Origin of the sequence: Nocardia sp. NPDC019395, assembly GCF_040632335.1 — a bacterium.
In the GTDB taxonomy this organism is placed as follows: Bacteria; Actinomycetota; Actinomycetes; order Mycobacteriales; family Mycobacteriaceae; genus Nocardia.
The window spans coordinates 232,131-251,302 of the sequence record NZ_JBEYBT010000005.1 but is presented as its reverse complement, the minus strand read 5'-3'; the positions used below and the strand labels follow the sequence as shown (position 1 = coordinate 251,302).

General features: G+C 68.2%; 17 protein-coding genes. 8 read left to right on the top strand and 9 right to left on the bottom strand.

Features of this window, described 5'->3' with window-relative positions:
• The first annotated feature begins 466 nt into the window (after positions 1-466).
• Positions 467-847 (top strand): phage holin family protein, encoded by a 381-nt coding sequence (locus tag ABZ827_RS16785; protein ID WP_357237664.1) that lies wholly within the window; start codon positions 467-469, stop codon positions 845-847.
• 4 nt (positions 848-851) lie between these two features.
• Here the strand turns inward: ABZ827_RS16785 and ABZ827_RS16780 are convergent, their stop codons facing one another.
• On the bottom strand, positions 852-1,724 hold the full coding sequence (locus ABZ827_RS16780) for a 1,4-dihydroxy-2-naphthoate polyprenyltransferase (RefSeq protein ID WP_357237663.1): 873 nt from the start codon (positions 1,722-1,724) through the stop codon (positions 852-854).
• Positions 1,725-1,900: 176 nt separating this feature from the next.
• On the opposite strand from ABZ827_RS16780, the gene ABZ827_RS16775 reads away from it, so the two are divergent.
• Positions 1,901-2,185 (top strand): hypothetical protein, encoded by a 285-nt coding sequence (locus ABZ827_RS16775; protein WP_357237662.1) that lies wholly within the window; start codon positions 1,901-1,903, stop codon positions 2,183-2,185.
• A gap of 13 nt (positions 2,186-2,198) precedes the next feature.
• Here ABZ827_RS16775 and menE read toward each other — a convergent pair whose 3' ends face one another.
• From menE to ABZ827_RS16760, 3 genes are all read right to left on the bottom strand, one after another.
• Positions 2,199-3,362 carry an o-succinylbenzoate--CoA ligase gene (menE, locus tag ABZ827_RS16770; RefSeq protein WP_357237661.1) on the bottom strand — a complete coding sequence of 388 codons (1,164 nt, stop codon included), beginning with the start codon at positions 3,360-3,362 and terminating at the stop codon, positions 2,199-2,201.
• Between the two features lie 288 nt (positions 3,363-3,650).
• Entirely contained in the window at positions 3,651-4,034 is a 384-nt protein-coding gene (locus ABZ827_RS16765) for a VOC family protein (protein WP_357237660.1), read from the bottom strand.
• Between the two features lie 37 nt (positions 4,035-4,071).
• Entirely contained in the window at positions 4,072-4,965 is an 894-nt protein-coding gene (locus ABZ827_RS16760; protein WP_357237659.1) for a 1,4-dihydroxy-2-naphthoyl-CoA synthase, read from the bottom strand.
• A 106-nt stretch (positions 4,966-5,071) separates the two neighbouring features.
• On the opposite strand from ABZ827_RS16760, the gene ABZ827_RS16755 reads away from it, so the two are divergent.
• From ABZ827_RS16755 to ABZ827_RS16735, 5 genes are all read left to right on the top strand, one after another.
• Entirely contained in the window at positions 5,072-5,782 is a 711-nt protein-coding gene (locus ABZ827_RS16755) for a PaaI family thioesterase (RefSeq protein ID WP_357237658.1), read from the top strand.
• Between the two features lie 462 nt (positions 5,783-6,244).
• Positions 6,245-6,691, top strand: coding sequence for a hypothetical protein (locus ABZ827_RS16750; protein ID WP_357237657.1), 447 nt, complete (start codon positions 6,245-6,247; stop codon positions 6,689-6,691).
• A 203-nt stretch (positions 6,692-6,894) separates the two neighbouring features.
• Positions 6,895-8,526, top strand: coding sequence for a 2-succinyl-5-enolpyruvyl-6-hydroxy-3-cyclohexene-1-carboxylic-acid synthase (menD, locus tag ABZ827_RS16745; protein ID WP_357237656.1), 1,632 nt, complete (start codon positions 6,895-6,897; stop codon positions 8,524-8,526).
• Positions 8,527-8,621: 95 nt separating this feature from the next.
• A complete protein-coding gene (locus ABZ827_RS16740) occupies positions 8,622-9,206 on the top strand; it encodes a TIGR03086 family metal-binding protein (protein ID WP_357237655.1) in 585 nt (194 codons plus the stop codon).
• Between the two features lie 75 nt (positions 9,207-9,281).
• Positions 9,282-9,962, top strand: a complete 681-nt coding sequence (locus ABZ827_RS16735) for a GAP family protein (protein WP_357237654.1) — start codon at positions 9,282-9,284, stop codon at positions 9,960-9,962.
• A 58-nt stretch (positions 9,963-10,020) separates the two neighbouring features.
• Here ABZ827_RS16735 and ABZ827_RS16730 read toward each other — a convergent pair whose 3' ends face one another.
• The 4 genes from ABZ827_RS16730 to ABZ827_RS16715 form a co-directional block, all read right to left on the bottom strand.
• Positions 10,021-14,289, bottom strand: coding sequence for a bifunctional nitrate reductase/sulfite reductase flavoprotein subunit alpha (locus tag ABZ827_RS16730; protein ID WP_357237653.1), 4,269 nt, complete (start codon positions 14,287-14,289; stop codon positions 10,021-10,023).
• 110 nt (positions 14,290-14,399) lie between these two features.
• A complete protein-coding gene (locus tag ABZ827_RS16725; protein ID WP_357237652.1) occupies positions 14,400-15,107 on the bottom strand; it encodes a demethylmenaquinone methyltransferase in 708 nt (235 codons plus the stop codon).
• Positions 15,108-15,130: 23 nt separating this feature from the next.
• Positions 15,131-16,348 (bottom strand): glycosyltransferase family 1 protein, encoded by a 1,218-nt coding sequence (locus ABZ827_RS16720; RefSeq protein ID WP_357237651.1) that lies wholly within the window; start codon positions 16,346-16,348, stop codon positions 15,131-15,133.
• A 4-nt stretch (positions 16,349-16,352) separates the two neighbouring features.
• Positions 16,353-16,856 (bottom strand): DUF3592 domain-containing protein, encoded by a 504-nt coding sequence (locus ABZ827_RS16715; protein ID WP_357237731.1) that lies wholly within the window; start codon positions 16,854-16,856, stop codon positions 16,353-16,355.
• 324 nt (positions 16,857-17,180) lie between these two features.
• On the opposite strand from ABZ827_RS16715, the gene ABZ827_RS16710 reads away from it, so the two are divergent.
• Positions 17,181-17,687: a DUF2505 domain-containing protein gene (locus tag ABZ827_RS16710; protein WP_357237650.1), complete on the top strand. Its 507-nt coding sequence runs from the start codon at positions 17,181-17,183 to the stop codon at positions 17,685-17,687.
• A gap of 207 nt (positions 17,688-17,894) precedes the next feature.
• Here the strand turns inward: ABZ827_RS16710 and ABZ827_RS16705 are convergent, their stop codons facing one another.
• Positions 17,895-19,166, bottom strand: a complete 1,272-nt coding sequence (locus ABZ827_RS16705) for a geranylgeranyl reductase family protein (protein WP_357237649.1) — start codon at positions 19,164-19,166, stop codon at positions 17,895-17,897.
• Positions 19,167-19,172: the final 6 nt, after the last annotated feature.

Genomic DNA, 19,172 nt, shown 5'->3' with positions numbered 1-19,172 from the left:
GTCCGGGGTCGGCTGGTCTGCTTCGGGACCGGGGTCGGCTGGTCTGCTTCGGGACCGGGGTCGGCTGGTCTGCTTCGGGACCGGGGTCGGCTGGTCTGCTTCGGGACCGGGGTCGGCTGGTCTACTTCGGGACCGGGATCGGCTGGTCTACCTCGAGCCCAGGGTCACCTGGCCTACCTCCAGACCAGGGTCAGCAGTCCCCGACCCCGCGACCGGAGGCGGCGTCATTTCCCGGCGAGTTCCTGGCTGACACCGTGCTCTCGGCGGTCGGAGGCCTCCATATCGAGCCCAACTCCCCGGTCTCGACCATGCTGGTCCCGGCCACCAGAGTGCGCTGGGAGTCGGTCAGCGGCCGCTTCCCACCTGCTCCGGCCCCGCGCCACCGGATATGGCGCCATGAACACAGCCCGCAGCCACGCGCCGCCGAAGGCGCGCATTAAATACCGCGCTGTGCCTAGCATGGGGCATGCAGCTTGTACTCCGGTTGATCGGCACCGCCTTCGCCATCTGGCTGGCCGCGCTATGGGTCGGCAAAATCGAGATCGTATCCCCGCCCGATCAGGGCAACGGCGCGAAAATCATTGTCCTGCTCGCGGTGGCAGTGGTGTTCACAGTGGTGAACGCCTTCGTCAAACCGATCGTGAAATTGCTCTCGCTGCCGCTGGTGATCTTGACCCTCGGCCTCTTCCTGCTGGTGATCAACGCGTTGATGCTGTGGCTCACCGCCTGGATCACCGAGGCCACCGATTACGGATTGCGAATCGACGGATTCTGGGCGGCGCTGCTCGGTGCCATCGTCATCACCGTGGTGAACTGGGCTATCGGGATCCTGCTTCCCGACGACTGAGGAGTCAGCCGCCGAGCCACAGCGCGACCGCGGTGAGCGCGGACCAGGCCAGCATGGCGAGGCCCGAATCGCGTAGCGCGGGGATCAATTCCATTCCGCCCCGGTCCGCCCGGACCGGGGCGTTCGCGCGTACGGCAAGGGGGACGGCCAGTAGCCCCGCCAGCGCCCACGGGGTGCGCACGAGCAGGATCAGAGTCATCAGGAACGGGGCCGCCATGAGGGCCAGGTGCAGTGTGCGGGTGCGGGTATCGCCGAGTTTCACCGCCAGGGTCGTTTTCCCGGATTCCGTATCGGTCGGGATATCTCGCAGATTGTTCGCGACCAGTACCGCGCTGGAGAACGACCCGACCCCGATCGCGAGCGCGAGGCCCGCCCAGTCGACCCGGCCGGCCTGGACGAATTCGGTGCCGAGTACCGCGACGAGGCCGAAGAACACGAACACCGCGATCTCGCCGAAACCGCGATAACCGTAGGGTTTGTTCCCGCCCGTATAGAACCACGCGCCGGCCAGGCAGACCGCGCCGATCAGGATCAGCCACCAGGCCGACAACACCGCCAGGATCAAGCCCAGCACCGCGCCGAGGGTGAGACTCGCCACGGCGGCGCCCCGGACCGCCGCGGGCGAGGCCAGCCCGGAACCGACCAGTCGCAGCGGGCCGACGCGTTCGTCGTCGGTTCCGCGGATCCCGTCCGAATAGTCGTTGGCGTAGTTCACCCCGATGATGAGGGATATCGAAACACCCAAGGCCAGGAGCGCTTTCCACCAGACCGCTCCGTCGATGGCGGCCGCGGCGCCGGTACCGGCGAGGACGGGGGCGATCGCGTTCGGCAGAGTGCGGGGCCGGGCGCCCTCGATCCATTGTGCTGCGGTAGGCATCCTCGAAGCCTAATCCTCGGGGCCGGGCGGAGCCCGCGCACGCAGCGGCGCGGTCTGCCGGACGACCGTTACTTGCCGGATCGGGCTATCGGGGGCATTCTCGACATCAGTTGGACTGATCTTCCTCTCGGCGGGTATTCGCCCGGCGAGGCCGATACGGAGGAGAGGAGCCCACCATGGCCCAGCGCAAGCTTTCCCATACGGCGGAACCCGGCGCCTTCGACGCGATGTCCGAGGCCGACCGTGCCGAACAGAACGCGCCGGCCTACCCCGACGACGCGCCGTACACCGATATCGATCCGGGCTCGGTTCCGGAGGATATGCCGGTTCCGGAGGCCACCTCGTCCGTTCCGGGCATCCGCGATGTGTGGGACGCCAACCCCGCCGATATCGCCGAACAGGCCATCCCGGTGCCGCTGGGGGACGATTACGACGGCGCCGACGCCGATGAGGAGCCCTGAGCGGGACCGCGAATCAGGAAGCCGAACCGGCCAATAGGTGTTTGCGCAGTTCGGCGCGGTCGGGTTTACCCGGGCCCAGTAGCGGGATCTCGTCGACGAGCGTGAGCTCGCGGGGCGCGGCGACGGCATCCAGTTCGGCCAGCACATGGTCGCGGAGGTCGTCGAGGGTCGGCGCCGCGCCCGGCGCGGGGACCACCGCGACAGCTACCCGCTGTCCGAGACGTTCGTCGGGCAAGCCCAGGACCACGCATTCGGATACGGCGGGATGGGTCGCGAGCACGGCCTCCACGACCTGCGGGATCACCAGCAGGCCGCCGGTGCTTATCGCTTCGTCCAGCCGGCCCTGTACGCGGAGCACACCGTCGGTGAACACACCGGCGTCGTCGGTGCGGAACCAGCCAGGTTCGGCGAAGGCGGGGTGATCGGGCATATTGCGGTATCCGGACGCCAGCATGGCACCGCCGAGCAGGATCCGCCCGCCCTCGATCCGGACCCGGGTACCGCTCAGCGGGACACCGTCGTATACGCAGCCGCCGCAGGTCTCACTCATGCCGTACGTGCGGACGACGTTGATTCCGGCGTCGCGGGCTCGCTCGTAGAGCGGTAGCGGCGTCGCGGCGCCACCGATCAGTACCGCGTCCAGTTCGGCCAGCGCGGCGGTCACGGCGGGTGCCTCGAGCACCTTGACCAGCTGGGTCGGCACCAGCGAGGTGTAGCGGCGTTCCCCGCGCATACCCGCGATCGCACCGGCGAGCGCCTCGGGCAGGAAACCGCCGGAGACATCGACCACCGTCGGCTCCGTGCCCGCGAGCAAGGAACGCAGCAGCACCTGGAGGCCCGCGATGTGATGGGTGGGTAGCGCGAGCAGCCAGTTGCCCGGACCGCCCAGCCGTTCGTGGGTGGCATCGCCGCTGGCGCGTAACGCGGCCGCGGTGAGCATGGCGCCTTTCGGCACACCGGTGGTACCGGAGGTGGTGACGACCAGCGCGATATCGTCCGCGATCGGCTCGCCGGGGGCGAGTGCGTCACCCAGCCGGCGGGCCTCGCGGCGATCGCTGGTCGGGACCGGCAGCCAGGCCGCCGAGCCGCTTCCGTCGAGAACCTGCCGCAGATGCGGCAGTACGTCGCTGACTCCGCTGCCGGTGGGTATGGGCAGGGTACGCAGGGTTTTCGTCACGGCCGCGCCTTGTCTCCGGTGAACCGGAAAACCGTGGTGCGCTCGCTGTACTCGCTCACGGTTGCGATGTTGTCACGTCGCCAGGGCTCCGTACAGCAGGGGTCGGCGCTGCCGGTACAGGGCGCCGGATGGTCGGATCGGTCTTGGCCAGACATGGAACTGCGATTCACTCGTCGGACGGTACGAAGGGGTCGCACCGGGCGTCGGTGATCGGGCGGCCATCCGATCGTATCGTCGCCCGGCGGACGGGGAGTTGGCAACCCGGCAAGAATCGGAACCGGATCCCGGTCAGCGGTTATCGCGCCGCAACGGATGGTCGTCCGGCACTTCGACCAGCACAATCGGTACGCCGTCGGGGTCTTTCAACCACATCTCGATCAGACCCCACGGTTCGCTCACGGGCGCGCGGTCGATCGAGACTCCGTTGAGCGCCAGCTCTACGGCGACGGCGCCGACATCACGCACCTGCAACCAGATGGCGCCCGCGAAGCCCTCCGGATCGGTCTCCGAACCGCCGTGACCGGCCACCTCGATCAACGACTGGCCGGCGAAGAACACGGTGCCACCGGGGTACTCCCGGGCGATCGCCAGGCCGAGAGCCTCGCGATAGAAGGCGACGGTGGTCGCGTAGTCGCGGGGGCGCAGGATTATCCGGCTACTGAGGATGTCCATCGCCCGAGAGTTTAGGCGGTGGCGATCGGTGTTGTGATCAGAAATGCCAGGGGTAGGGGGTCCAGTCGGGGGTGCGCTTCTCGAGGAAGGAGTCGCGGCCTTCGATGGCTTCGTCGGTCATGTAGGCCATGCGGGTTGCTTCGCCGGCGAAGAGTTGCTGGCCGACCAGGCCGTCGTCGGCGAGGTTGAAGGCGTATTTGAGCATGCGCTGGGCCTGGGGCGACTTCCCGTTGATCTCCGCGGACCATTCCAGGGCGACGTCTTCGAGTTCGGCGTGGTCGATCACGGCGTTGACCGCGCCCATGGCGTGCATTTCCTCGGCTGTGTAGGCGCGGCCGAGGAAGAAGATCTCGCGGGCGAATTTCTGACCCACCAGTTTCGCCAGGTAGGCGCTGCCGTAGCCGCCGTCGAAACTGCCGACATCGGCGTCGGTTTGTTTGAACCGGGCGTGTTCCCGGCTGGCCAGGGTCAGATCGCACACCACGTGCAGGCTGTGTCCACCGCCGGCAGCCCAGCCGTTGACCAGCGCGATCACGACCTTGGGCATGAACCGGATGAGCCGCTGTACCTCCAGGATGTGCAGCCGGCCGGCGCGGGCCTTGTCGACTGTGTCGGCGGTGTCGCCGCTGGCGTACTGGTAGCCGCTACGGCCGCGGATCCGCTGGTCGCCGCCCGAGCAGAACGCCCAGCCGCCGTCCTTGGAGCTGGGGCCGTTTCCGGTGAGCAGGACCGCGCCGACGTCGCCGGTGGTGCGGGCGTGGTCGAGCACCGCGTAGAGCTCGTCGACCGTATGCGGCCGGAAGGCGTTGCGGACCTCGGGACGGTCGAACGCGATCCGGACGGTGCCCTGTTCGATATGCCGGTGGTAGGTGATATCGGTCAGGTTCTCGAACCCGGCCACGTCGCGCCACAGCGTCGGATTGAACGTCATGGGGGTGATTACATCAGGCGGGATGGGGGTCGCGGCGCCGCGTTGACTTCACCACATCTCGGCCGAATCGTTTGGACGCCGTAAAACCCAGAGTTACCGTGCATATATGAGCGAGCAGACCCAACCGACGATCGATGACGGCCTCGTCGACGAAGATCGGCTGGTGCGGCAGCGCTCCGACACCGCGGTATCGGAGCGGACCTCGCCCGACGATTACGACCGGCACGGCGGATGGCCGCGGATCACCCCGGCGCAGACCGGGCCGGAATTCGGCGAATTCGTGGCGGCCATGCGCACACTGCAGGACCTCGCGGTTTCCGCGGACGCGCCGGCCGAGGTCTACCGCGAGGCGCGCGACAGGGTCAACGCCCTGGTCGATCTGCTCGAACCGTACCGAGCCGCGGAGGGGCAGGGCCCGGCCGGCCGTGTCGCCGACCTTCCCGGGCGCGGCAGTCTGCTCATGCTGCCCTGGCGGACGGTATCGGCCGGACCCGACGGCATCGTGATGCAGGGTGTCTTCCGCCGGTTCCACCTCGGCGGGAATTCCGCCGCGCACGGCGGTGTGCTGCCGCTGCTTTTCGACGATCTCTTCGGTATGACTGTGCACTACGCGGGCCGGCCGATCAGCCGGACGGCGTTCCTCCATGTGAACTACCGGAAAGTGACCCCGCTGGACACTCCGCTGACTGTGCGCGGCCGGGTCGAGCGGATCGAGGGACGGAAAACCTTCATCAGCGCGGAGCTGATCGACGAAGAAGGCACGGTTCTGGCAGACAGTGAAGGCCTGATGGTGGAGCTGCTTCCCTGGCAGCCGTGATTTCGGCGCCGCCTTCGGCGGGTTGCTGAATCGTGAAGGTGGCAGGCAATGCAGGGCAGTCCGGGAAGGTTCTGTGTTTTTGGCGCCGCCTGCGGCGGCGCGGGTTCGGGGCCCCCTTGGTCTCGTTCTTCACTCCCGGCGCTCAGTCGCTGCGCTCCTTCGCTCTGGTCGCTCCAGAACGAGACGGGCCCCGAACCACCAACGCTGACCGGCCGCATGCGGGAGAACGGGGCGGGGTCGCATGCAAACAAATTGCCTCGCTGAACTCGGCACCGTCGCTGGGTACGTAAGTTCCGGGTCGACTCTCCCCGGGGGGCTGCATCGCGTTTCGCGGTTGCCGGGCCTAGCGCATGGTGTCTCCTGCTGAATCGGTATGTGCTGCGGGCGGAGATGCATTCGTGTGGGTGGTGCGTATAGTTGCGTTGCCCGTCCATACGAGTACTGATCCGGAGGATCCTTAAATTGGTTGCAGCACTGTCTGAATCACTGCTTGACGAGGCTACGCGCCCGGCCTTCCTCGCCGACGCCGTCCAGGTTCTGGATGCCGAGGTCTCCGATAAGGGTGGTGCCTCTGGTCTTGCCGTGAAGGGTGGGTACGCGGCGGTCAAGAAGATCAGCCCGTCCATCGTGCCCGACGCCCTGGAATCGCTGGCGCCCAAACTGCTCGAGCAGCTCGAGCCGTACTGGGGCGAATACCAGGCCGGCGCCAACGGCAGCTTCGGCGAACTGCTCGCCTCGAAGGGTGACGAGGTGGCCGAGGCGCTGCTGACCGTCACCGACGCGCGGGCCGCGGCTTCCAGCCGTCCCGCCCTGCAGAAGGTGTACAACTCGATGCGTTCGTCGGCCAAGAAGAACGTTATCGAGGCGCTGCCCCGGGTCGGCGATCTGGTGCAGAAGCACGCCGGATAACGGCCTTTCGGCACGGACTCCGCCGCGCGTACGCGCGGTACGTGGGGGCCTCGACGACGAGGTCCCCAACGGGGGGAGTTCTACGGGGCGGTATCGGATCCGCGGGAGCCACGCCGGCGGTCGGGGGATATCCGCGCGACCAGCACGCATGGTGTGAGCAGGGTGACGCAGACGCGGCGGCCGGGGTCTGACAGGCTGGAGGCGTGAATCCGTCAACAGCGCAAGCGCGGGTAGTCGTCGACGAACTCGCCCGCGGTGGGGTGCGGGAAGTGGTGTTGTGTCCCGGCTCGCGCAACGCACCGCTCGCGTTCGCCCTGCAGGCTGCCGACGCGGCCGGTCAGCTCCGGCTGCATATGCGCATCGACGAGCGAACGGCCGGATTCCTGGCGGTGGGCCTTTCCATCGCCTCGGGTGCGCCGGTGCCGGTGGTGATGACCTCGGGTACCGCGGTAGCGAACCTCGGCCCGGCGGTCCTGGAAGCCAACTACGCCCGGGTGCCGTTGATCGTACTGAGCGCCAACCGCCCATACGAGATGCTCGGTACCGGCGCGAACCAGACCGTCGAACAACTGGGCCTGTTCGGCAGCCAGGTCCGGGCGACCATCAGCCTCGGTCTCGCCGAGGCCGAACCTGCCACCGAATATCCCCGGCAGAACAGCGTATGGCGTTCCGCGGTATGCCGGGTTCTGGCCGCCGCCCGCGGGACCCGCTCGGGCAATGCCGGCCCGGTGCATTTCGATATCCCGTTACGTGAACCACTGGTCCCGGATCCCGGAGGCGAGGCGCCCACACCGGCCGGACGAGGCGTGGATCTGCCCTGGACGGCGACCCAGTACGCCACCCTGGATGTCCCGCTCGATATCGACCTCACCCCGGATACCGTGGTGATCTCCGGGCACGGCGCCGGTCTCCGTCCCGAACTCGCGGCTCTGCCGACGGTCGCCGAACCCACCGCGCCCGTGCACGGCCCGGCGCTGCATCCGCTGGCGTTATCGCTGTTGAAACCGCGGCAGGCGATCATCACCGGTCGTCCCACGCTGCACCGGCAAGTGTCGAAGGTGCTGGCCGATCCCGAGGTCACGGTGTACGCGCTGACCACCGGCCCGCGCTGGCCCGATGTTTCGGGCAATGTGGTCGGTACCGGTACCCGGGCGGTAACCAGTGGTGAACCCGCCGCGGAATGGCTGGCCCGTTGCCGTGAACTGGATCTGCGGGCCCGCACGGTGGTGCGCGAGGAACTGGCCCGCCATCCCAAACCCACCGGCCTGCATGTGGCCGCGGTGATCATGGACGCGTTGCGGGACGGCGATCAGCTGCTGCTGGGAGCGTCGAATCCGGTCCGCGACGCCGCGCTGGTGTCGGCGCCGAAACCGGGCGTGCGGGTCCTGTCCAATCGGGGTGTCGCGGGTATCGACGGCACGGTGTCGTCCGCGGTCGGCGCCGCGCTGCACCATCCCGGGCGTACGATCGCGCTGATCGGCGACCTCACCTTCCTGCACGATGCTTCCGGCCTGCTGATCGGCCGCGGCGAACCCCGTCCCGACGACCTCACCGTTGTCGTCGCCAACGACGACGGCGGCGGTATCTTCGAACTCCTCGAACAGGGCGACCCGCAGTACGCCGGTGTATTCGAGCGCGTTTTCGGCACCCCGCACGGCATGGATCTCTCCGCGTTGTGCGCGGCGTACCGGATCCCGCACCGGCAGGTCGGGGTGGGTGAATTGACCGCCGAGCTCGCGAGTCGAGCCAGCGGGTTCCGGGTGCTCGAGGTGCTCACCGATCGCGCCGGTCTGCGCGAACTCCATTCCGCGGTGCGCGCCAAGATCGACGCGTAGATTCGCCGGGCAATTCGTATCGCCCGTTCGGATGGCGATGAATCGGCGTCGGCAGTCTCGTCTCGACTACAGCAGCCCTGAATCGAGGAGACCGTATGCAACCCGAATTCGACCTGTCGCCCGCCTCGGACGCGTTGGCCGATATCGTCACCGCGATCGACGACCCGCAACTCGACCGACTCACTCCCGCCGGTATCCCGGTTCGTGCCCTGCTCGAGCATGTGGAAGGTTTGGCGGAGGCGTTCCGCGCGGCCGCCACCAAGGAAACGGCGGGGTCGTCGGCCGCACCCGAGTTCGGCACCGGCGCAACGCTCGACTCGCAGTGGCGCATCCTGGTCCCGGCCCGGCTGCGGGCTATGTCGCGGGCCTGGCGGGAACCCGCCGCGTGGTCCGGTGACACCGAAGCCGGTGGTATCACCATGCCGGCGGCTGTCACGGCTCGTGTCGCGCTGGACGAGTTGGTCGTCCATGCCTGGGACCTGGCGCGGGCCACCGGGCAGGAATTGAAGGTGCACGATTCGGACCTGGCCGTGCTCCTGGACTTTCTGAAGGACACCCCGCCGGAGGGAACGCCCGGTCTGTTCGGGCCGTCCGTGCCGATCGGCCCGGCGGCGCCGGCACTGCACAAGGTGCTCGGGCTCACCGGTCGCGACCCCTTCTGGATTCCCTCGGCGCGGTGAGCCACCCGGGAGACGCCGCGGTCGGGCAGTAGGCCGCTCCGGCGGTAGTTCGCGGGCGCGTAGGCTGACGGCGTCATGGTCGCCCTCCTGTTCGCGCTCGCCGGGCTCGCGTTCATCGATTCGCTCGATCTGCTGCTGGTGGGTGTTACTTCCGCGATCGTGGTCGACAGCAAACTCGGCCGGAAATCGCCGGTGCCCGGTGGGGTGAGTTTTATCGCGGGAGTTTTCGCGGTCACCACGACATTCGGTCTGCTGGCGGTGCTGGGGATCGACTTCCTCACCGATCTGGTCGATTTCGAGTTGACCCCCACGATCCGTGCCTGGGGTGCGCTGGGTTTCGGTCTCGCGCTCATCGTTATCGCCTGCCTGCCCGCCGGCGCGCGGGCCGAACCACCGCCGTGGACCGTGACATTCCGGCGCCGCCCATGGTTGCTCGGTGTGCTCGGGGTGGCCATCGGACTGGCCCAGGCGCCGACGGCGCTCCCGTATCTGGCGGGACTGGCGATGATTTCGGCACGGAACCCGTTACCGCCGCTGTGGCCGCTGATCGTCGTCGCATACTGCGCACTGGCGCTGGTGCCGCCGCTGGTTGTTCTCGTTCTGGCCACCCGCCGCTCGCGGGCGGCTCGGCGTGTCTACCGGAAGGTGCTGCGTGTGGTCACGCGGTACGGTCCGGTATCGGTGCGGATCATCTTCGTACTACTGGGGATCGGCCTGCTCACCGATGTCGCTCTCCACTACGAACACCTCTGGTGACGGCACCCGTCGAGACGGGCGAGGTTCGACAACCCACCGACTGGTAACGGCCACCCTGTCAGTAGACGTCCCGGACATAGCGTTTCTCGGCCGCCAGTTGCTTCTTGAAAGCCAGCGCGCCGTCCTCGTCGAGTTTGCCGTGGATCCGGGCGATTCGCAGCAGGGCGTCGTCCACATCCTTGGCCATCCGGGCGGCATCACCGCAGACATAGAAGTGTGCGCCGTCGCGTAGCCACGACCACAGTTCCGCACCGTGTTCGATCATGCGGTGTTGTACGTAGATCCGCTCCCGCTGATCGCGGGAGAAGGCCAGATCGAGCCGCGACAGCTGCCCGCTGCGGAACATATCCTCGAGTTCGCCGCGGTAGTAGAAGTTCTGGGTCGCGTGCTGGTCGCCGAAGAACAGCCAGTTCTTCCCGGTGGCGCCCAGTGCGCGGCGTTCGTGCAGGAAACCGCGGAACGGCGCGATACCGGTTCCCGGGCCGACCATGATCATGGGCACGGACGGATCCAGCGGCGGCCGGAAATGCGGGGCACGTTGCAGGAAGATCGGGACCGGGGCGGTCGCCGCACGGTCGGCCAGGAACGTCGAGCACACCCCGCCGCGCCGGGCCGCGGAGCCCGTGGCCCGCGGATCGCCGTACCGGACTATTCCCACCGTCAGCTCCACCTGGTCCGGGCTCACCAACGGACTGGACGATATCGAGTACTGGCGTGGCTGCAGCTTTTTCAGAACATCGAGCCATTCCACCAGGTCGGCCCGGACCGGAAAGTCGCGCAGGACGTCCACCACCTGGCGATCCCACAGATATCCTGCCAGTTCGTTGCGGTTGTCGCGGCGCAGCAGTTTCGCGAGCCGGTTGTCGGGGTTGTGTTCGGCCACGAATTCCAGCAGGTCCCGGGAGACCTTGGCGATATCGTAATGCGTCCGTAGAGCCTGCTCCAGGGTCGATTCGGTACCGCCCGCCGTGACTGTCCGCCCGGCGTCCAACCGTGTCGCGTCGAGGAATTCGGTGACCAGCGACGGACAGTTCGTCGGCCACACTCCGAGCGAATCGCCCACCTCATAGCGGGCGTCCGATCCACCGAGGTCGAAGGCGATACGCCGGACCTCCTTGGCGGCATCCGGTGTCGTCAGCACCTCGTTGCGGGTCAGCGGGGCCGGAATCGGCGCGGCCCGGGTGAACGGGGCCGCTGCCGCAGGATGTGTCCGCGCGGGCGCGCTGCGCTCCAGAACACTGATCGCGGTGCCGCCTCTGGACGGGACTCCGGCGCTCTCTCGCGCGTGTCCGGCACCGGCCCCATCGCCGAGGCCCGCGCCGGGACCGGGCCGGCCGTCGGAGTCCGTGCCGAATCCACCGCTGGAGCCGGTGAGCAGCGCGATCACCGTGTCCAGCCACGCCGCCCCCGGTTCGGCGAATTCCGGCTCACTGTCCAGGCGGGGCAGCAGCCGAGTGGCGCCGCGTTCGGCGAATGCCGTATCCAATCGGCGGCCGTGCCCGCAGAAATCGTCGTAGGACGAATCGCCCATCGCGAATACCGCGAACCGCAGACCGGTGAGCCGCACAGCGCTCTCGTCGAGCCGGGTCCAGAAATCGGCGCCGTTGTCCGGGGGGCCACCGTCGCCGAACGTGCTGCTGATCACCAGGACATCACCGGTCAGCGATGCGAGGTCGCAGGAATCCATATCGACCAGCCGGGGCCGGAAACCGGATTCGGTCAGTCGGTGGGCCGCGGTGGCGGCGAACTCCTCGGCATTACCGGTCTGCGAAGCCCACAGCACCGTCACGACAGGTTCCGCCGGCGCCGGATCGGTTTCCGCCGCCGAATCCGGGGTCTGGGCCCGCGAATACATACCCGCCAGCAGTCCGTCCACCCACAGCCGGCTCTGCCTCGACAAGGGCGCGGATTCGGGGAGCACGGGCTGTCCCGATACCGGCAGGCTCTGCAGGGCGGCGAGATAGCCGCCCAGGTAGATCCGTTCGGTTTCGCTCAGGGTGGGCGTGGCCATCACGTCCAAGCCGAGCGTCGCGGCCAGCGGGTGAATCCCGGCCCCGGCCTCCGCGGGGTCCGGACGGCTGCCGGGCGCTTCGGGCGTTCGCGCGTCTATCACCGGCGCCACCCGCCGCAGCGCCACCGCGCACGCCTTGAACTCCGGTTGCAGAGAATCGGCGTCGACGGCGTCGTTGGTGACGGCGTTGATCGTCAGGTACTCGCCCTGTTCGTCGTTCCAATGGAACGGAGCGAAACATCCGCCGGGGCGTACCCGGTCGCTGATCCGGACGGGCAGTACGGCGCGTCCGCGGCGCGAGGTGATCTCGACCTGATCGCCCGCCGCCAGACCCAGCTCGCGGGCATCGCCGGGATGCACTTCGGCGAACGGCTCGCGATTCAGTTTGTTGAGTTTGCCGATTCGCCCGGTCTTGGTCATCGAATGCCACTGATGCTGCAGGCGGCCGGTATTGAGCAGGAACGGGTAGTCGTCGTCCGGCATTTCCGCCGGCGGCATATGCGGCCGCGGCCAGAACACGGCGCGGCGGTTCGGTGTGGGGAAGGCCAGCCGGGGGCGGCGGCCCTCGTCGTCGACGAACAGAGTCTGGCTCACGCCGTCGTTCAGGTAGCGGATCGGGTTGCGGCGCTGTGCGGTATCGCGGCACGGCCACTGCGCGGGACCTTCGCGCAGCGTTTCGTAACTCATACCCCGCAGGTCGTAGCCGGTGGCCGGGTTGGCGAACTGCCGTAACTCGTCGAATACCTCGGCGCTGGAGGCGAAATCGAACCCGGGAAAACCCATGGCTGTCGCGACCTGAGCGATGAGCAGCCAATCCGGGCGGGCCGCACCCGCCGGATCGATCGAACGTCGCAGCAAGGTGACGTTGCGTTCGGAGTTCACCATGGTCGCGTCCGCCTCGGCCCACAGGGTCGCCGGTAGCAGCAGGTCGGCGTAGGTGTTGGTGGCGGTATCGGTGTAGGCGTCCTGGGCGATCACCAGTTCGGCGGCTTCCAGGCCCGCGATAACTGTTTTCCGGTTCGCCACCGTGGCAACCGGATTGGTGCAGATGATCCACGCCGCTTTTATCGTGCCCGCCGACAGGCCGCGGAACATCTCGACTGTCCCGGTCCCGGCCTCGCCGCGCAGGGTTCCCGGCGGCAGTTCCCATGCGGTTTCCACGAATGTGCGGTCGGCGGCCGACAGTACGCTGCGCTGCCCGGGCAGCCCGGGACCCATGTACCCCATTTCCCGGCCACCCATGGCGTTGGGCTGCCCGGTCAGCGAGAACGGACCGCTACCGGGACGGCAGATGGCGCCGGTGGCCAGATGCAGGTTGCACAGCGCGTTGGTGTTCCAGGTGCCGTGCGTGGACTGGTTGAGCCCCATCGTCCACAGGCTCATCCATTCGCCCGCGGCGCCGATCCACCGGGCTGCGGTACGGATATCGGCTTCGGCCAGCCCGGTGATGGCGGCCACCCGCTCCGGCGTGTAGTCGCCCAGGAAATCCGGCATGGCGGCCCAGCCCTCGGTGTGCTCGGCGATGAACTCGGTATCGATATCGCCCGCCTCGACCAGCAGGTGCAGCAACCCGTTGAGCAGGGCGAGGTCGGTACCCGGTGCGATCTGCAGGAACAGGTCCGCGCGCGCGGCGGTATCGGTGCGCCGGGGGTCGACCACGATGAGCTTCGCGCCGGATTTGAGCCGGTCGGCCATCCGCAGGAAGAGGATCGGATGGCAATCGGCCATATTCGCGCCGATGACGAAGAACAGGTCCGCGTGCTCGAAATCATCGTAGGAACCCGGGGGCCCATCGGCCCCCAGCGACTGTTTGTACCCGGTGCCGGCACTGGCCATGCACAGCCGGGAGTTGGCTTCCATATGTACGGTCCGCAGATATCCCTTGGCCAGCTTCGTGGCCAGATACTGCGCTTCCAGCGACATCTGCCCGGACACATACAGTGCGATCGCGTCGGGCCCGTGTTCGTCCAGGATGCCGCGCAGCCGCGCCGCGGTTTCGGCCACGGCCTCGTCCACCCCGACCGGTTCCGGTTCGACCCCGCGGCCGGGCCGGCGATAGGCGGTGGTCAGCCGGCCCGGCGTCCGGGTCAGCTCGAGATGTGTGGCGCCCTTGGTGCACAGCCGCCCGGCATTGGCCGGATGTAGTTTGTCCCCGCTGACCTTGGCGATCACCGGAGCGCCGGTGCTATCGGCCTCGGTCCTGACCTCGATCCCGCAGCCCACACCGCAGTACGAGCACGCCGTCCTGGTCGTGCCCGGCGCAGGCCCCGCCACTGCCTCCGAGCCTGACTCGCTCACGCCGTATGCCTCGGACATGCCCCCGATGGTGCCCGCCACCGGTTTCCTCGGGTTTGCCCGATGTTATCGCCGCATCACATTCCACTTCACCGGCGAAAATCACAGCTGTGAGGTAGATGAAGCCGCGGTCAGCTGCCGAGTTTGTATCCCCGGTGCAATGCCACCGCCCCGCCGGTCAGATTCCGCCATTTCACCCCGGACCATCCCGCGTCCGCGACCCGGCGCGCCAACTGCCGCTGGTTCGGCCAGGCGCGGATGGATTCGGCCAGGTAGACGTAGGCGTCCGGGTTGCTGCTCACCGCCCGGGCGACCTTCGGGAGCGCCTTCATCAGGTACTCCATATATACGGTCTTGAAGACGGGGATCACCGGGGTGGAGAACTCGCAGATCACCAACCGCCCGCCGGGTTTGGTGACCCGCAGCATCTCGCGCAGCGCGAGGTCGGTATCGGCGACATTGCGCAGGCCGAACGAGATGGTCACCGCGTCGAAGGAGTTGTCGGCGAACGGCAACGCCATGGCATCGCCGGCGACCATGGGTACGTTCCGGAAACGTCCCGCCGCGAGCATGCCCTGGGAGAAATCGGCGGCCACGCACCACGCTCCCGATTTGCCCAGCTCCACGGTGGACACGCCGGTTCCGGCCGCCAGGTCGAGCACCTGCTCGCCCGGTCGTGGGGCGATGGCTCTGCGGGTCATCCAGCGCCAGTAGCGGTCCTGGCCGGCCGAGATCACGGTGTTGGTGAGGTCGTATCGCCGCGCCACACCGTCGAACATCGAAGCGACCTCATGCGGTTGCTTGTCCAGTGAGGCCCGGACCGATTGCGTATTCGCCACATCCCGACCCTACTGGGATCGGCTCAGGCCGATCTCGGTAACCGGTGCTCGGCGCCGATCACCTCGGCGTAGTGCCCCATGAGTTCGGTACACAGCGCCGGCCAGGTGCGATGCAGAACCGATTTCCGGGCGGCGGCGGCGAAGCGCGCACGCAGCTCGGGGTCGCGTAGCGCGGCGACGGTGCGGGGCAGCAGGACGGTGAACTCGTCGACCGGCAGCAGATAGCCGTTACGGCACGGAGAGATGAGATCGCGCGGCCCGCCGGCATCCGGTCCGATCACCGGCACACCACAGGCCAGCGCCTCCTGGACGCCTTGGCAGAAGGTCTCGTGTTCACCGGGATGCACCATCACGTCCAGGCTCGCGTAGGCCTGGGCGAGTTCGTCGCCGCCGAGTTCGCCGGTGAAAACAGCGCCCGGCAGCAACGCTTCCAGCTTCGGACGCTCCGGACCGTCGCCGACGATCACCAGCTGAACCGCCGGATCGCCCGCCAGTACCGCGAGGCGTTCCACGTGTTTCTCCGGCGCCAGCCGTCCCACGAACCCCACCACCAGCCGGTCGGCTCCGCCGCGCATGAGCGAGTCGGGCCCGGAGGCGGCAGCACCGCGTAACGACACAGGGGCCTCGCTCATACTGGATCGGCGCAGCCACTGCCGCCGCAACTCCGGGCGGCGGGCCGCCGGCGTGAACCGCACCGCATCGACCCCGCGAGCCCACCGATGGACCCGCGGAATCCCGTGCCGGGCCAGGTTCTCCGCCGCCGCGTTCGACGGCGCCAGGGTGCGGGTCGCGCCTTCGTGGATCCGGCGGGTCCACCCCCACGCCGCGCGACTGGCCAAACCGAGTCCGTAGCTCTTGGCGAATCCGGCCACATCGGTCTGGTACACCGCGACCGTGGGCAGATCCAGCCGCAGCGCGGCGGCCAAGCCACCGGCGCCCAATAGAAAAGGCGACGCCAGATGCACCACATCGGCGTCGAAATCGTCCAGGGCCCGGACGATGCCCGGTTGCGGTAGGCCCACCGGCAGCGAACTGATCTTCGGGACCATCACCGCCGGGACCCGGTGAACCGGGAATCTGCCCTCCCGGCGGGGTGCGGGCGGGCGGCCGCGCAGCGTATCGGGCGCGATGACCAGCGCTTCGTGCCCGTGCTGGTCCAAATGGTCCAGCACCCGCAGAACCGAGTTCACGACGCCGTTCATATTCGGGAGGAATGACTCCGCAACGATGGCTACGCGCACCCGGTCAGTCTGAACGGTCGGGGTCCTCCGGCGCGCGTCGCCGATATGACACCGGATCGAAGATCCGGCGAACACTCATCGAACCGGTTTCCGCACGCAGCAGCAGCCACAGGGCCGGCAGTGTGAGTGCCCAGATGGTCGCCAGCACCGACAGGGCCGGGGGTATCGCGACCCTTACATCACGTCCGGCGACCCGGACCAGATCGGGGTCGGCGCGGTTGTACTCGACATTGATACGTTCCCCCGCGGTCAGGTTGGTCGGATACAGCACGCCGACCTTGGGGTTGTGTGTCACGCCGTCGGGGGTGACATACATCACCGCCGACCGCAGCCGTCCGGCCGACAGCACCTCACCGGTGGTTTCGCCCTTGTCGGATTCGATGAGGTAGTCGTTGCGCCAAGCCGCCAGGACCAGCAGCACCGCCAGCACACTCAGCGATACCGCCGCTATGAGCACCCCCAACCGCACTCGCCGCAGGCGTTCGGCCTGGGTATCGGGCGCGGCGATCTCGGCGGGGACCGGCTCGGTGGCGGAGGGCTGGTCCAGCTCCCGCACCGGATCGGGCGGCTCGGCCACTCCTGCTTGGTCGGGCACGCTACCTCCTCCGGGGCGATACACCGTCGGCCGAGGGCCGCCGGTCGTGGGTGTCGATGGGATCTTCGGGCGCCTTTTCACAGCCACCCGCCGCCGGATCCCGGCGCCATGGAGGGCGGCCGGCTTCCGGCACCGCAACAGCCTAATAGGCGGCGTCGGGCCCAGCCCATCCGTAGCCCGCACAGGACCGGAGCGAAGGCGGCGGGACGCCCGGCCGGGTCGGCTAATGTGGCGCTCATGGCCCGAAAATTCGGCTTCACGCTGTCCTATCCGATCCCGGTGGCCGACCTCCACGCCGCGCTCACCGGGGAAGAACTGTGGCGCGATCGCTTCGCCGGTGCGCAGACAGCCACCCTCGACCTGACCCATCCGGGCGGTCCGGGCACCATCCGGCTCGCGATGAGCGAGAAGATCCGGCCGGACAAAATTCCCGGCATCGTCCGCAAGGTGCTCAAAAGCGATCTCGTCGTCACCCGCGTGGACAACTGGCAACCGCTGACCGGCGATACCGCCGAGGGCACCTTCGAGGGCACCTCGTCGGCCATCTCCTCGGAAATGACCGGAACCTATCGGCTGCGGCCCGCCGCGGAAGGTTCGGAACTGGTGGTTTCCGGGTCGGTCAAGGTGAAGGTCCCGCTGGTCGGCGGCGCCATCGAACCGCTGGCCGAACAGTTGCAGCGGCGGGTCGTGGAAAGCGAACGCAAATTCGTCCTGAAATGGTTCCAGGAGCGCGCGAGCGCCTGATGCCCTCCCCGGGGCGGCTACCGGCGGCCCCGGGGACCTACCCTCAGAGTCCTTCGCAGAGAGGAAGCGGTCGAGGTAGGCGCGTCCACCCGGCGGCGGCCATACCCTTCGGGCCCAGCGTCCGCGTGTACTCACGGTCGACGAAATCGCGCGCCCGGCGCGGATGCGGGAGCAGGTCCTGAGGTACCGGCCGGACAGCCATCGGCGTTACCCGAAGGGGACCAGTTCGTCGAAACGCATCGATGCGCGCCCGGCCGTGCGCCATGCCCGGGCCGTCAGATCCACGTCCTCGTCGGTGACCAGATTCCCCATCACCCGGACAGCGGTGCGCTGCAACAACTTCGACCGCATCACCGGCGGACCGCCCAGCGGCACCATCCGCGGATGGGTGGCCAGCCCGGCGATCCGGCGCGCCACCGAATAGGTGCGGCCGTACTTCGCGCGCAGCAACTCCGGCCACAACCGCGTCAGATCGGGTTCGTCCAGCAGGCCGGCGAGCATATGCCCGCCTTCCAGCCCGTAGTCGATCCCTTCGCCGTTGAGCGGGTTCACACAACCCGCGGCATCGCCGACCAGCGCCCAGTTGCGGCCCGCGATACCCGATACGGCACCACCCATCGGCAGCAGCGCCGACGACACCGCCCGCAACGACCCGGTCAACTCCCATTCGTCGCGGCGCAGCGCGGTGTAGTGCTCCAGGAGTGGTTTCAACGCGATATGCGAGGGCCGCGCTTCGGTCGCCAGCGATCCGACCCCGATATTCACCTCCCCGTTGGCGAGCGGGAAAACCCAGCCGTACCCGGGCACCAGCTCGTCCTCGGCGTTGCGCAGCTCCAGATGCGAGGTGATCCACTGGTCGTCACTGCGACCGGAGGCGATATAGGCCCGCGCGGCCACCCCGTAGGCGTACTTACGGTGCCAGGTGCGGCCCAGAAGTCTGCCGACGGGCGAGCGGACACCGTCGGCCACGATCAAAGTCTCGCAACGGATTTCGGATACCGAATCACCCGTGCGGACACCCACCCCGGTGACCCGATCCCCGTCACGCGCGACCTCCACGACCTTCGCGCCGTCGAACATCCGCACACCGGATTTCACGGCGGTATCGCGCAATTTGTCGTCCAGTTCGGTGCGGGGTATCGCGCTGCCGTAGGTGGGGAACGAACCCGCCGGCCAGGGCAGCAGGGCCTCCCGGCCGAACCCGGTCATCCGCAAACCGTGGTTGACGGTATGCGCGCGGACCCATTCCCCCAAGCCCAGATGTTCGAGCTCGGCGGTGGCGCGCGGGGTCAGCCCGTCACCACAGGTTTTGTCCCGCGGGAAGACCGCCGAATCGAGCAGCAGCACCTCACGGCCTGCCCGCGCGGCCCAGGCCGCGGCCGCCGAACCCGCCGGACCCGCGCCTACTACCAGCACCTCTGCGCGTGCGGGCAGCGCGCCCCGGTCGCTATCGGCTGGTGTGGCTTCGGGTGCACCCATGCGGTC